At 44.3% G+C, this 14,729-nt stretch carries 13 protein-coding genes; 7 read left to right on the top strand and 6 right to left on the bottom strand.

From position 1 onward, the window contains the following. The first annotated feature begins 84 nt into the window (after positions 1-84). Positions 85-2,511 carry an endopeptidase La gene (lon, locus tag H4I94_RS05485; protein ID WP_261182131.1) on the top strand — a complete coding sequence of 809 codons (2,427 nt, stop codon included), beginning with the start codon at positions 85-87 and terminating at the stop codon, positions 2,509-2,511. A 263-nt stretch (positions 2,512-2,774) separates the two neighbouring features. Here lon and H4I94_RS05480 read toward each other — a convergent pair whose 3' ends face one another. Then, entirely contained in the window at positions 2,775-3,734 is a 960-nt protein-coding gene (locus H4I94_RS05480; RefSeq protein WP_409976736.1) for a M28 family peptidase, read from the bottom strand. A 154-nt stretch (positions 3,735-3,888) separates the two neighbouring features. Here H4I94_RS05480 and rlmH point away from each other — a divergent pair, with 154 nt between their 5' ends. From rlmH to H4I94_RS05465, 3 genes are all read left to right on the top strand, one after another. After that, the gene (gene rlmH, locus H4I94_RS05475) at positions 3,889-4,371 is read left to right on the top strand and encodes a 23S rRNA (pseudouridine(1915)-N(3))-methyltransferase RlmH (RefSeq protein ID WP_261182126.1); all 483 of its coding nucleotides are present in this window, start codon (positions 3,889-3,891) and stop codon (positions 4,369-4,371) included. Positions 4,372-4,576: 205 nt separating this feature from the next. After that, positions 4,577-5,353 (top strand): dioxygenase, encoded by a 777-nt coding sequence (locus H4I94_RS05470; RefSeq protein ID WP_261182124.1) that lies wholly within the window; start codon positions 4,577-4,579, stop codon positions 5,351-5,353. A 139-nt stretch (positions 5,354-5,492) separates the two neighbouring features. After that, positions 5,493-6,260: an META and DUF4377 domain-containing protein gene (locus tag H4I94_RS05465; protein WP_261182123.1), complete on the top strand. Its 768-nt coding sequence runs from the start codon at positions 5,493-5,495 to the stop codon at positions 6,258-6,260. A gap of 69 nt (positions 6,261-6,329) precedes the next feature. On the opposite strand, the gene gdhA is transcribed toward H4I94_RS05465, so the two are convergent. Then, the gene (gene gdhA, locus H4I94_RS05460; RefSeq protein WP_261182122.1) at positions 6,330-7,673 is read right to left on the bottom strand and encodes an NADP-specific glutamate dehydrogenase; all 1,344 of its coding nucleotides are present in this window, start codon (positions 7,671-7,673) and stop codon (positions 6,330-6,332) included. Positions 7,674-7,980: 307 nt separating this feature from the next. Here gdhA and H4I94_RS05455 point away from each other — a divergent pair, with 307 nt between their 5' ends. Both H4I94_RS05455 and nth read left to right on the top strand, forming a co-directional pair. Continuing rightward, positions 7,981-8,799, top strand: coding sequence for an RnfABCDGE type electron transport complex subunit B (locus H4I94_RS05455; protein ID WP_261182429.1), 819 nt, complete (start codon positions 7,981-7,983; stop codon positions 8,797-8,799). 2 nt (positions 8,800-8,801) lie between these two features. After that, a complete protein-coding gene (nth, locus tag H4I94_RS05450) occupies positions 8,802-9,497 on the top strand; it encodes an endonuclease III (RefSeq protein ID WP_261182121.1) in 696 nt (231 codons plus the stop codon). Between the two features lie 28 nt (positions 9,498-9,525). Here the strand turns inward: nth and H4I94_RS05445 are convergent, their stop codons facing one another. From H4I94_RS05445 to H4I94_RS05430, 4 genes are all read right to left on the bottom strand, one after another. After that, positions 9,526-9,741, bottom strand: a complete 216-nt coding sequence (locus H4I94_RS05445) for a hypothetical protein (RefSeq protein ID WP_261182119.1) — start codon at positions 9,739-9,741, stop codon at positions 9,526-9,528. 83 nt (positions 9,742-9,824) lie between these two features. Further along, entirely contained in the window at positions 9,825-10,484 is a 660-nt protein-coding gene (gene adk, locus H4I94_RS05440; RefSeq protein WP_092819948.1) for an adenylate kinase, read from the bottom strand. 82 nt (positions 10,485-10,566) lie between these two features. Then, positions 10,567-11,883, bottom strand: coding sequence for a hypothetical protein (locus H4I94_RS05435; protein WP_092819949.1), 1,317 nt, complete (start codon positions 11,881-11,883; stop codon positions 10,567-10,569). Positions 11,884-11,947: 64 nt separating this feature from the next. After that, on the bottom strand, positions 11,948-12,466 hold the full coding sequence (locus H4I94_RS05430; RefSeq protein ID WP_092819997.1) for a hypothetical protein: 519 nt from the start codon (positions 12,464-12,466) through the stop codon (positions 11,948-11,950). Positions 12,467-12,703: 237 nt separating this feature from the next. On the opposite strand from H4I94_RS05430, the gene mrdA reads away from it, so the two are divergent. Further along, entirely contained in the window at positions 12,704-14,728 is a 2,025-nt protein-coding gene (gene mrdA, locus H4I94_RS05425) for a penicillin-binding protein 2 (RefSeq protein ID WP_261182116.1), read from the top strand. Position 14,729 lies beyond the last annotated feature (1 nt).

Raw genomic sequence — 14,729 nt, 5'->3', positions numbered from 1 at the left:
TTCATTTGCCCTGCCCTTGTAATTTTTAAAATACACTTCACTATAAAAATATGGCAACACCATTGTTACTCATTAGGAGTGCCCATGTCTGAAATTATTATGAATCAAGAAACCTTAGATGCACAGGTTCCAAGCGTATTACCACTTTTAGCGCTACGAGATGTGGTGGTTTATCCACACATGCAAATTGCGTTATTCGTAGGTCGTGAAAAATCGATCAAAGCAGTTGACGTGGCCCGTAACAGTGACAATCTCGTATTTGTAGTTGCACAACAAGATTCTCTTACAGAAGAAATTGATCACGACAACTTATATCAATACGGTACTGTCGCGAAGATTGTGCAAGTTGTGAATCATGAAAATGATGAAAACTGTATAAAGGTACTCATTGAAGGCTTACACCGTTCCAAGCTAGTCAAAATCATCGACCATGATGAATACTTATCAGCCGAACATGCCATTAGCCCAATGACCGTGAATGTTGCGGCGGCCTCTCAAGCGACACGTGTGCAAGAACTGCGAACTTTATTTGCCCAGTATGCAGAAGCCAAATTACGTAATGCACGTGAATTGATTACTGCTGCAAATAAAATCGATGACTTGTTGCAACTGTTGTTCTTTGTGGCCACCCGTGTGCCCTTGAACATCGATATCAAGCAAAAGTTCCTGGAACACGATGACTTTGAAGCACATCTGACTGAGCTCATGACTTATTTGCTGCAACAGTCTGAAGAACAGCAGATCGAACAAACCTTGCATGACTCGGTAAAACGCCAGATGGAGAAAAACCAGCGCGAATACTTCCTGAATGAAAAAATGAAGGTCATTCAGCGCGAGCTTTCCGACATGAACGGCGGTGCTGAAGATGACGTGGCTGAAATTGAACGTCGTCTTGAAGAAGCGGATTTACCGGAACACGTGCGTAAAAAAGCCGAATCTGAATTCCGTAAGCTCAAAGCCATGCAACCGGCTTCCAGTGAAGCTGCGGTGGTGCGCAACTATATCGAGGCGATTTTAGATACGCCTTGGAATAAGGCCAGCAAAGTCAGCATTAACCTGAACAAGGCGCAAGAGATTCTGGATGCCGACCACTATGGTCTGGACGAGGTGAAACAGCGTATTGTTGAATACCTTGCTGTTCAATCACGCGTGAAAAAACTTAAAGGCCCGATTCTTTGCCTGGTTGGTCCTCCTGGGGTGGGTAAAACGTCCCTGGGTGAATCGATTGCCAAAGCCACAGGCCGTGAATTTGTACGTATGGCTTTAGGTGGCGTGCGTGACGAAGCGGAAATCCGCGGTCACCGCCGTACTTACATTGGTGCAATGCCGGGTAAAATTGTCCAGTCCTTGACCAAAGTCGGCGTGAAGAATCCGCTGTTCTTGCTCGACGAAATTGACAAGATGGCACAGGACTACCGTGGCGACCCTGCTTCTGCCTTGCTTGAAGTCCTTGATCCATCACAAAACAGCAAGTTCAACGATCATTACCTCGATCTTGATCTGGACCTGTCTGAAGTGATGTTCATCTGTACTGCAAACAGCATGAATATTCCTGAGGCTCTTTTAGACCGTATGGAAGTGATCCGTCTGCCGGGTTATACCGAAGAGGAAAAAGTCAATATTGCCGAGCGTTATCTGGTTCCTAAAGCCATTAAAGACAACGGTTTGCGTGCAAAAGAATTGACCATTCATGAAGAAGCGATCCGTGACATCGTGCGTCGTTATACTCGCGAAGCCGGTGTGCGTAGTCTTGAACGTGAAGTGTCAAAAATTGCCCGTAAAGTGGTGAAAGAAGCGGTCAGCAAAAAAGCCAAAAACCTGCATATCGATGTCACTGCTGAAAACCTGTCTGATTACCTGGGTGTACATAAGTTCGACTTCGGTATGGCAGAAGAAGAAGCGCAAGTGGGTCGTGTCAATGGCTTAGCTTGGACTTCCGTGGGTGGTGAATTGCTTTCGATTGAAGTGGCAGCCGTAAAAGGTAAAGGTAAATTCATTACCACCGGTTCACTCGGTGATGTCATGAAAGAATCCATTACCGCTGCAATGACTGTCGTACGCACCCGTGCCGATGCCTTGGGTATCGAGGCTTCAAGATTTGAAGAAACCGATATTCATGTGCATTTGCCTGAAGGTGCAACACCGAAAGATGGTCCATCTGCAGGTTTGGCATTAACCACTGCACTGGTTTCAGCCTTCACGGGCATTCCGGTTCGTGCTGATATCGCCATGACCGGTGAAACCAATCTGAGCGGTCGTGCAATGCGTATTGGTGGCTTGAAAGAAAAACTTTTAGCTGCACATCGCGGTGGCATTAAACTGGTATTCATCCCTCAAGAGAACGCTCGTGACCTGGTGGAAATTCCAGAAAATGTTAAAGCCGGCCTGGAAATCAAGACCGTGAAAAGCATTGATGAGATCTTGCCATTTGCCTTGGTTGAAGCGCCGAAACCGCTGGTGAAAGCCCCAATTGTTAAACCAATTGCAGAAGGCAAAGCAGCCCGTCATTAATTGTAATTCGCTACAAAAAAAGAGAGCTTCGGCTCTCTTTTTTTGTGTAAAAATTTGACGATATTTATAAAGCCTCAACTTGAAAAATTAGCAGCTCATCCCCAATTAGTATTATAGAGACACAGATACGCTGTAAGTTTCTAATTTATTTCTAGTTAGAAAGTTGTTAATAAGTTATGTGAATGGTCATCTACATCTCCAGGTGGATGACCTTTTGATCGCAGTCCCAGTATTCTATTCAGGGACTGCGTTTTTTATTGCTCCTATTCATCAGGCTGAAGCATCAAGCTATAAGCCAGCCCATCTATGACATTTGCCATTTTGGCAATATTTAGAGTTTTCAAGGTATCCGTGGCTCGATGATAGTGCTTGTTACGGAAATGACCTGTATCGGTAATCATCATCGCTGGAATATCCAGCTTCCAGTAATTCAGATGATCTGAAAATTCCATCCCCGTGATAAAGGACGGTGCCACCAGTCGTTGACATTCCAGGCGGTCCAGTATTCGCATCGATTCACAATATTTCGCACTCAAATCATAAGACTGTAAATTACTGACAGCTGCTATAAAATTACCATGACTGGGATAAACCCACTTCAAACCGGCCGGATATTGCTGGATCAGATTTTCATCATAGTAACCGATCATCTCTAAAATATACACGCCACGGATGTGGTCTTTTTGAGCCTGAATGGATTTTGCATGCACAAAACTGCCCATCTGTTCAGTCTTGAAAAATGGCGGCTCCTGCAAGGTATAAAATACAAATTCGACATTATGTGCCAGCTGGGATTTCTGCTGTACCAATATACGCGCGGTTTCAATCACCCCGGCTACGCCAGAAGCATTATCATCTGCTCCCTGCTGCTCCCCAAACACGTCATAATGCGCACCGACAATAATTTTGTCGGAGTGACCTGCGGTTAAAGTACACACCACATTGCGGTAGCCCAAACCATTGACCGCATAATTCTGATACTGACAAGGTATGCCAAACAAACGCATTTGTTCTTTAATCCATGCAGAAACACGCTGTAATTCTTCTCTATTCTTATAATGGCGATGTCCCTGCGGACCGATGATTTGCTCCAGATAAACCTTTAAATTATCGGTACTGGCAGGTGTTATGCTGGGTGATGCCCAAATTGAAGTATTCAACAAAAACGTGCAAAGAAAGGTGCTCAACCATAAGCCTAAATTTTTATCCCTTTTTAATCTCATTTATTATCGTCCTCTCTTCTTATGCATATTCAATCCATTGCTGAAGATTAAAGCAGCATCTGGCACGCCTTTTCAATTGCAATTTGTTGCTCAAAAACAAGTAAAATCAGTTTTAGCGTTTATAATAAAGATGAGTCTTAAATCATCGAATCTTATGAAAATCCGTATTATTACCATCGGTCAAAAAATGCCAGCCTGGGTGCTCACCGGTTTTGAAGATTACTTCAAACGTATTCAGCCTTTCGTGCAGACTCAGCTTATCGAATTACCTATGGCAAAACGCGGAAAAAACGATTCTGAAGCCGATATTCTGAAATATCGCCAGATTGAAGGTGAAAGCATTCTGAATGCACTGAAACATAATGAAACCCTGATTGCCCTTGAAGTCGGGGGTAAAGAATTCAGTACTGAAAAACTGGCTGAAACCATGAAACAATGGATGCTGGAAGGGAATGATGTGGTTTTGGCGATTGGCGGTCCGGATGGGCACTCCGAAGCGGTACGTAAGGCTGCTGCATGGCACTGGTCTTTATCCAAGCTTACCCTGCCTCACCCTATGGTTCGCGTCATGCTGATCGAGCAGCTCTACCGCGCAATGAGCATCAACCATAATCATCCTTATCATCGGGCAGGTTAAACGGCTTCATGCAACACCAGGTGATTTAAGCTGGGCAAAACCGTATCAGGCGAACATATTGCCAAGCTTGGGTCATCCACCTGACCGGACCCTGCATTATTGTTCCAAAAAAGGAACAATATGTTGATATAAATTGTATTTATTTCATTTCTCTTTATTTGGCATCATAGCCTCAATCGATGTTATTTAAATTAGGCGCATCAACATGAATCTACAGACTTTACCCGGTTTATTTATTTCGCATGGATCACCCATGCTGGCGCTGAATCCGGAACAGGTTGGTCCTGCCCTGGAGCGATTGAGCTTAAACCTGCCTCGGCCTGACGCCATTATTGTGATGTCTGCCCACTGGGAAAGTAATGCGCTTGAAGTCAGTAGCAGTGTCCGCCCTGAAACCTGGCATGACTTCCGCGGTTTCCCGCCAGAGCTGTATGAAATACGCTATCCTGCACCGGGTCAGCCTGAACTTGCGGAAGAAATCCTGCATCTTTTAGCCAGTGCCGGCTTTGCTGCCCATGCCAACAGCACTCGTCCACGTGATCATGGCGTGTGGATGCCATTGTTGCATATGTATCCTAATGCTGATATTCCAGTGCTAGAAATTTCTTTACCCATGAACATGTCTGCCGAAGAGATTTATAAAATCGGTCAAACCCTGGCACCATTACGTGAAAAACAAATATTAATGATCGGTTCGGGAAGTATTACCCATAACTTGCGTGAATTGGCATGGCATGGTGAAGCCGCGACTGTGCCGGAATGGGCTTCTACATTCCGTAACTATGTAGTCAATAAGCTGAACCATAGTGATTATGCTGCGGTACTGGACTGGCAAACCATTCCTTATGTAGAGCGTAATCATCCGACCTTGGAACACTTTGCTCCCCTGTTCTTTGCCATGGGTACAGGACACCGTTTCAGTATTGTGCATAGCAGTTTCAGTATGGGTTCACTCGGTATGGATATTTACCGTTTTGATTAATTTATAACTTTTTATTAACAGTCAATAAAAATTTAGTTATGGATACATTTTGATACTTAACTCATCAGAATGTATCCATTTTTTTTGAACAACACTACGATATCCTCATAAAAATTCTGCAAAACCAAGTATTTTTATCATGAAACTTAATTTTTTAGCGATTGCCCTTTTTCCGCTTACGCTTGCAGCGTGCCAGTCTGGCAATATTCAAAAAGCTGGAGACGTTGCCGTGTCCATCTTATCCCAACAAAAGGCAGACCAGACTTTAGCTGCTTATCAATGGAGCACCAGTACCGGTACCGCACCTAAACCATTGGTGCTGAATTTTGATGATCAAGGCCGCTTGAGCATTGCCACCAGCTGTAATGGTATGGGCAGCAGCTGGAAAGTGGAAAATAACCAGATCGTGACAGGCCCCCTCATAGGAACCCAGATGGCATGCGCGGAAGCCTCCATGCAGCAGGAACGCATCGCCAAGGATCTGTTTAATGAACGCAAGGCACCATTTATTTTAGACTTAAAAGATTCGCAACAGCCGACATTAACGGTGATTTCAGCGACAGGACAAAAATACGTTTTCACCGGCAAAATGACTCCGGAAAGCAAATATCAAACTCAGGCGGAAACCATTTTTCTGGAAATATCACCTGAAACCAAAGCATGTACTGGTGTTGCCCCACAAACTTGTTTACAGGTTCGGGAGGTTAAATACAGTGAAAGTGGGATAAAAATCCAGGTCGATAAAGACTGGACTTTATTCTATGACCAGATTGAAGGCTTTACCCATAATCCTAAGGAACGACAGATCATTCGTGTCAAACGTTATGAAATCAAGCATCCCGCTGCAGATCAGTCAAAATATGCGTATATCCATGACATGACTGTCGAGCGCTCAACTGTTCAATAAACACTTTGGTTCCGACATAAAAAACCGGGGCAATGGCCCCGGTTTTTTAAAGCTTAAACCAAGTCAGACTTAGAATACGCCTTGAGCAAGCATAGCATCAGCCACTTTTACGAAGCCTGCAATGTTCGCACCATCAACATAGTTTACAGTACCATCTTCTTTAGTACCGTATTTCACGCAGTTACGGTGAATTTCTTTCATAATCGCGTGTAAACGTTCATCAACTTCTTCAAACGTCCAGCCTAAACGCAATGCATTTTGAGACATTTCAAGACCAGAAGTCGCTACACCACCTGCATTCGATGCTTTACCTGGCGCATAAAGGATTTTCGCTTCAACGAATTTTTCCACTGCTTCAAGCGTAGATGGCATATTTGCACCTTCAGCAACACAAATCACGCCATTTGCAAGAAGTTGAGCTGCATCATCTGCATCTAATTCGTTTTGAGTTGCACATGGAAGCGCGATGTCACACTTGATACCCCAAGGACGTTGACCTTCCATATATTCAAAACCGTGTTTAGACGCAAACTCAGAAATACGGCCGCGTTGAACGTTTTTAAGTTCCATCACTTCAGCAAGAAGTTCTTCAGTGAAACCGTCTTTAACGAATACAGTACCCGCAGAGTCAGAAAGTGAAACCACTTTTGCACCCAGGAACATGGCTTTTTCAGCAGCGTATTGAGCTACGTTACCAGAACCAGAAATAGTCACGACTTTATCTTTAAAACTATCGTCACGAGTTTTCAGCATTTCTTCCGCGAAATAAACCGTACCGTAACCCGTTGCTTCAGGACGCGCCAATGAACCACCGAAAGTCAGGCCTTTACCCGTGAATACGCATGAAGTGTCATTGCTGAGTTTTTTCATCATACCGGCCATGTAGCCAACTTCGCGGCCGCCTACACCGATATCGCCCGCAGGAATGTCAGTATTTGAACCCAGATGACGGTACAACTCGATGATTAATGCCTGGCAGAAACGCATGATTTCGCCTTCAGACTTACCTTTAGGGTCAAAGTCTGAACCACCTTTACCACCGCCCATAGGCAATGTAGTCAAGGCATTTTTGAAAGTTTGTTCGAAACCTAGGAATTTCAAAATTGAAAGGTTCACTGAAGGGTGGAAACGCATCCCCCCTTTAAATGGACCGATAGCTGAGTTGTACTGTACACGGAAAGCACGGTTTACTTGAGTTTGGCCTTGGTCATCTACCCATGAAACACGGAACTGAATCGCACGTTCAGGTTCTACAAGACGTTCAAGTAATCCATGATCAGCATATTCTGGATTCTTTTCAATGAATGGCCAAAGGCTAGTCATTACCTCTTCTACAGCTTGTAGAAACTCTGGTTGATGTTGATCACGTGATTTAACGTAGTTTAGGAAGTCGTTAAGGCTGTTGTATTTCAACGCTTAATCCTCAGCAGAAAATGGATCAAAATTGGTCAAAATTTCAATCAATGATATATTTTGGCGCAAAACATTAAATATCACTTGCACCTATTCAGCAATAGTTTTTTGAAAAAAACTTCAATTTTCTATATAGAACATATATTTAATTTAATTATTCAGTCTTTTTATTTATAAATTAAATAACTTTCAGATATATATCAATGTAATATTTTGCCCGATATTAATGCATTTTTAGTCCCATTTTTGCGCACAGGAATTCTATGTAAAAACATGCTAGTATTGCTCTCCAGCACATTGTTTCACGCTGCTTGCCCAGCACTCCCGGTTATACATGAACACTCAAATTAGCTTGATTCAAAAAATTGACGCCCTGTTGCCGCAAACACAATGCGGACTCTGCGGCCACCGAGATGGATGCCTCCCTTATGCAAAAGCCATAAATGAAGGTGAAGAGGCCAATAAATGTGTACCTGGCGGACAACCCGTAGCTGATGCTTTGGCTGAATTGCTGGGTCGCCCAAAAATCAAAGCGGAAGAAAGTGTCTGGCCGATTCAAAGTGATGGCCGTCCGCAACGCATGAAAGCCATTATTCGTGAAGATGAATGTATTGGTTGCACCAAATGCATCAGCGCCTGCCCGGTCGATGCGATTATTGGTTCAGGCAAGCTCATGCATAGCATTTTGACTGACCTGTGTACCGGTTGCGAACTCTGTATTCCGCCCTGCCCGGTCGACTGTATTGATCTGGTAGAAGACAACCATGTCGTGCCTTCAGAAGAGGCTCGCATTACTGAACAAACCGACCTGCGCAATCGTTATTACGCGCATATTCAGCGTGAAGAAAAACGGCGTATCAATCGTAAGGGTCCTGTGGTTCGTGCCAATATTGATACCGCCTTATTTGCCCAATTTTCAGCACAAAGTGATTTGGTTCCAGAGATTCAGGTGGCGGAAAAAACAGCCAAAGCTGTCGTGAGCCATGATGCCGCAACCACCATTCAGCTGGCAAAAATTCGTACTCAAATCAAAAAATTAGAAAAACAGCTCAGTGTTCGTGAAGACCTTCAAAAACGTGCCCTGCTGGATGATTTGCAACAGCAGCTGATGGCTTTGGGAGCCTGATGATGGCCATTAAAAACATGACTCGAAAGCAGATTCAGGTTTTTTTTGAACGCTTACGTGAGCAAAGACCTAGCCCTAAAACCGAACTGAATTACAGCAGCCCTTTTGAACTTTTAGTGGCCGTGACACTTTCGGCTCAAGCCACCGATGTCAGCGTGAATAAAGCTACGGACAAACTGTTTCCGGTGGCCAATACCCCTGAAGCCATTTATGCTTTGGGCGTTGAAGGGTTAAAAGAATATATCAAGACCATCGGTTTATATAATGCCAAAGCCGAGAATGTCATTAAAGCCTGCAAGATGCTGATTGAAAAACACAACAGTGTGGTGCCCAGCAATCGGGCTGATCTGGAAGCATTACCGGGTGTGGGACGTAAAACTGCCAATGTGGTGCTCAATACCGCCTTTGGCCATCCCACCATGGCAGTCGATACGCATATCTTTCGGGTAGGCAATCGTACCGGTCTGGCTATTGGCAAAAATGTGCTTGAAGTTGAGCATCGGCTGGTCAAAGTCATTCCCAAGGAATTTATTGTCGATGCCCATCATTGGCTGATTTTGCATGGTCGTTATACCTGTATTGCACGTAAGCCGAAATGCCATGAATGTGTGGTAGCGGATGTCTGCAACTGGCCAGATCGTTTCGAATTCGGTGCGGCACGTCGCATTGCGGTCAAAAACCTTGAAGCTGAACTTTAAGTTCAGCCGAGTTGAATTAATCAGCCGCTTATTTATTTTTTTCTTGTTCAGCTTTTTCCTGGTCTCGTTTTTGCTGATCGCGCTGAGCCTGTAACTTCGGGTGCAATTGACGCTGAGATGCTTGAGCTGCATTTTCTGCCCGTTCCTGTTGGCGTACTTTTTTAAGCATCTTGAAACTGACATAGAACAAAGCAAACAATACTGCCAGAAATACGACCATTAACCCTAATACAGCAAATTTCACAGCAGCGTCCTTTTTGAGAGCATAATAAAAAGAGCCCTAATATGACTTAGGGCTCTTCGATTGTCAAAAGCATCGAAATACGATTATTTCGATTGGTCCAGAATGGCGAAAAGATCAGTTTGAACTTCTTCAATTGGACGCAGACCGTTTAACTTGTCATAAGTCGGTGCATTTTCACCCGATGCTGCGCGGCCTTGGTAGAAACCTACCAGCTGTTCAGTTTCAGTATGATAAGAACCTAAACGTTTACGGATGGTTTCTTCCTGATCATCAGGACGCTGAACCAGATCTTCACCCGTTTCATCATCCTTACCTTCCACTTTAGGCGGATTGTAAACTACATGATAAACACGGCCAGAAGCTGGGTGCTGACGGCGACCAGAAAGACGTTTTACGATTTCTTCGTCTGGAACATCAATTTCAATCACGTGATCAATGTTGATGCCTTCATTTTCCAAAGCTTCTGCTTGAGGAATGGTGCGAGGGAAACCATCAAAAATGCAACCGTTTACACAATCAGGTTGAGCAATACGTTCTTTTACAAGACCGATGATAAGCTCGTCTGATACCAGACCACCGCTTTCCATCACGCTTTTAGCTTTAAGACCTAATTCAGTACCTTCACGAATTGCAGCACGGAGCATATCACCGGTTGAAATTTGTGGGACATTGTAGCGCTTACAGATCAACTGAGCTTGTGTACCTTTACCTGCTCCAGGTGGTCCGAGTAATATAATGCGCATAAAAAAACATCCTCATTTAACAAATATATGTGATGCGTTTGCATGACAAATCTCTCTATTCGTCATGTAGTCCAGCATCTAATTATAAGAAAGCCACAAACAAATGTATTGTACCCGCTATAAATCCGGTTACGCCACCCAAGACAATCAGAATCCATTCATCTTCCTGAAAGGCAGGACGTAACAGATTCTGAAACTCTCTTGGCGTCAACTCGCGAATACGGTCTCTAAACATTTGATAGATTTTCTGTGCACGGCTCGCATTAAAGGCCGGGTCGCATACAGGCACCATCGTAATTTCAATCGAGCGATCGATCAAGTCCGTCTTGAGTTTTGCATACTCTTTTGGTCCTAAAGACAGCTGCAAAGAGGTCCGAACAATCGGAGTTTCCATAATTTCGTTGATATGGCGTTTAACGATACGGCGAGTTTTATCTTTCTTCCCGCCATACATCATCTCAGTCATAATGGATTTTAACGTAATCAGGTCTTCTGTGACCACTCGCGCAAAAACATCGGAAACTTCATCCTGACGTTTCATGAAGGCACCCTGGATATTATAGGTGCCAATACGCGGAATCACCGGTTTGATCCAAGGAAACTGGCGGCTTTCGGTGCGCGCAAAAAACTGCGGATAGCGAATATAATGCGGTTCCAGCGGATTAAACACCATCCAGATGGCAATCCAGTTGGTCAAAAAACCCCACACCGCTGCCCAGAAAGGAACCGTCCAGTGCCAAGGCACCACAAACCAGACAATCATCTGGAATATACCGAAGAACATTCCAATTAATGCACTGATATGCCAGATAAAGTTGATTTCCTTACGCCCCACCTTAAGAAACATGTTTACCATTAAACGGCGATCACCTTCCATTTGGCGAACCACCATTTCACGCATATCCACAAGTGACTCGACGTTCATGGTCAGCTCGGTCACCAGTTCCCTTAAAATACCCGGCAGCTGTTTATGCGCTTGCGAATAGATACGGCGTTTAATCGAATACGGCAAGTTTTCCCAAAGTACGGCATTACGGTCAATCATCATTTCATCAATCAGATGTTCAAGTTCAAACCCGACCTGCTCACCGATGATCCGTGCCATATCTTCAGGGTCCATGGCATCCAGAAATTCACGCAAAGAACCCAGTTTCGACAATGTATTGTCTGTGATAATCCCTGAAATGCGACCGGCTTTACGTGGCACAATCCCCTGCCAGCCCACAGGCAGCGGACCTACATGGAATCCCCAAAACGTCAGGGGATAAAATACCATTTTCAGCGCCATCCACACATGCGCCCAAGTTACAAAAGCTGTCACAGGAATGATGCTAAGTACTGCCCAGAAATCAGGGCGATTCAAGAAGGTTTGCCACAATTCGTTGACGTACTCAAACATGCACGATATCCATATTTAATTTTTTAATCACAAAATACTTAATTGTAAAAACTGACTATTTTCACTATATACCGACACTTAGAGTATAGGAAAATTGTAGCATGGGTTCTGTTTCTGCAATCACTTCGCCATATTGGTCCGTCATCTTTTCACCAGCGCCGATACCAATACTAAAACTGCTAATTCGTTCTTTACTAAGCAATACATAGGCCAAATCTACACCGGCTCCCAGTCTTGCTTCGTATTCATTATTGATGTGTTTGCTTTCAATATGTCCTGCATAGACACCCACGTAGTAACCGTTTTTATCTTTTCCGGTGAGATAGTAAGGATAACGAAACCCGACCTGAGCACCGGCATTATAGTCATCATTATAAAACACACCCGCTTTTGCATAAGCGATGCCATAAGGATTCACCCATTCTGCATTCAAATGAAGAAGCTTTTGGGTAAATCCAACCCCGACATTCCATGTTTTAGCACTGTCTGATGTCAATTTCGCTTCAGGTGAATATGGATTGTCTTGTGCATGAGCAATATTTGCCAGCGCAAAAAAAGCCAGCAAAGGATACACTTTTGTGATTATTTTCATCGTTGTCCCTAAATTTTATTTTTTAATACAGTCCTTTTTTTTGAATTTTGACTTTAGCAGAATTATCAGAACTCTTATATACTTCACTTTACAATTTTAATGTCTGTAAAGTCAAAGTTTAAGCTAAACCCGTCCACCAGTTCACCGGAACAAATATCAAAAAATGCTGACTTGCGTTAGAATGTGCCACCAGATTTTTTCACTCCCCTGTATGTAAGTCGATCGCGTATGAAGCAGCACTTTCCTTTAAAAAATGTTCAACAAGAAAAGCGCATTTATCGCAATCGGGTTTTTATCTCCATCGGGATCGTGGCTTTCTTTCTGCTCCTGCTTGTTGCCCGTTATGCCTATCTGCAAATCGTGCATTATAATGAATTTTCAACGGCTTCAGACCAGAACCGTATCCGCCTGCAGCCTTTGGCACCTGCGCGCGGCTATATCTATGACCGTAACGGTATTTTGCTGGCAGACAATTATCCGGTCTTTTCTGCAACCATGTCTCGGGCCGATGTGCAGGACATTGACGACACCGTAAAGCGCCTCACTCCCATTTTAAGCCTGACGCAAGAAGATATTGACCGTTTTAGCAGCCGCATCAAGACCTCTAAAAAAACCGAACGCGTATCGCTCAAATTAAATTTAAACGAAACCGATATTGCCAAATTTAGCGAAGTCAAATTTCAGTTTCCCGGGGTCAATATTGAAACCCAAATGACCCGCTATTATCCGCATGGCGACCTGTTTGCCCATGTAATCGGTTATGTGGGGCGTATTAACGACAAAGAATTAAAATCGATTGATAAAGACTTATATGCCGGCACCAACCTGATTGGTAAAATCGGGGTGGAGAAATCTTATGAAGATCTGTTGCATGGCTTGCCAGGCAATGAATCTGTCGAAGCCGATGCTCACGGTAACGTATTACGCAATTTAGGTCGTAAAGAGCCGGTACGCGGGAATGACTTGTACCTTTCCATTGACTATGGCTTGCAGGTCACAGCAACCGAGCAGCTGGCGGGTCGTCGTGGTGCCATTGTGGCGCTAAATCCGAAAACAGGAGAAATTCTGGCCCTGGTTTCCAGTCCAAGTTTTAACCCGAATTTATTTGTGACCGGGATTAGCAATACCGACTATAGCGCGCTACGGGACGACCTTGACCAGCCGCTGTATAACCGTGCTGTGCAAGGGGCCTATCCTCCAGGTTCAACCATTAAACCGATGTTTGGTTTAGGTGGGCTGCATTACAATATCGTGGATTGGAACACCGCCATTTCAGACCCCGGGTATTTTTCTTTACCCGGCGATTCGCATAAATTCCGTGATTGGCGCAAATCAGGTCATGGCACGGTCAATCTGCATAAAGCTCAAGTGGTTTCTTGTGATACCTATTATTATATTTTGGCCTACCGCATGGGCATTGAAAAAATGAATGCTTGGATGCGCCAATTTGGCTTTAGTGAAAAAACTGGCGTCGATTTACCGAGTGAAAGTACCGGTTTGTATCCAAACCCGGACTGGAAAATGCGGACCCGTAAGAGCAAATGGCTAAAAGGTGAAACCATTTCAGTCAGTATCGGACAAGGTGCCTTTACTGCAACGCCGCTGCAACTGGCTATGGCTACTGCAATTACTGCAAACCAAGGTGCGCATATTACACCTCACGTACTGCGTGAAAGCCATGGTGCCAAACCTTTTAAAATGCGTAATGCACCAGATGGTAAAATTAAGTTTAACGGCAAACCCGAAGACTGGATTAAAATGCGCGATGCCATGATTGATGTTATCGAGACCGGTACAGGTCGTGGTATTCGTACCCCACTGTATCATATTGCAGGGAAAACCGGGACTGCACAGGTCAAAAGTATTGCCCAAGGTAAAAAATACAACGAAGCATTATTAACCGAGCGTCAACTTGACCATGGTTTATTTATTGGTTTTGCCCCTGCTGAAAATCCTGAGATTGCGGTTGCGATTGTTTGGGAAAATGGTAAACACGGTGGTTCGGCCGCGCAGCTGGCTCGTCCTCTGTTTGACTATTGGTTATACACCCGTAAAAAGAATCCGATCCGTCCTGCGGGCCATCAAATTAGTGGCGGCCTCATGACCGCAGGCATCAAACCGGGTGAATTGCCAAGTGGCACGGCACCAGTGGACACAGCGACCAATGTTCAGAGCAATACAACCGCAGCAGCGACACAGCACGCTACTCAAGCCGCATCAGGCGCACAACCCGCAGAAGTTGAAGGTGACTGAT

The organism is Acinetobacter sp. T_3_1, from assembly GCF_025377055.1.
Classification (GTDB): Bacteria; Pseudomonadota; Gammaproteobacteria; order Pseudomonadales; family Moraxellaceae; genus Acinetobacter; species Acinetobacter kookii.
The sequence above is the reverse complement of the archived record's forward strand: the minus strand, read 5'-3'. Positions and strand labels throughout refer to the sequence as shown.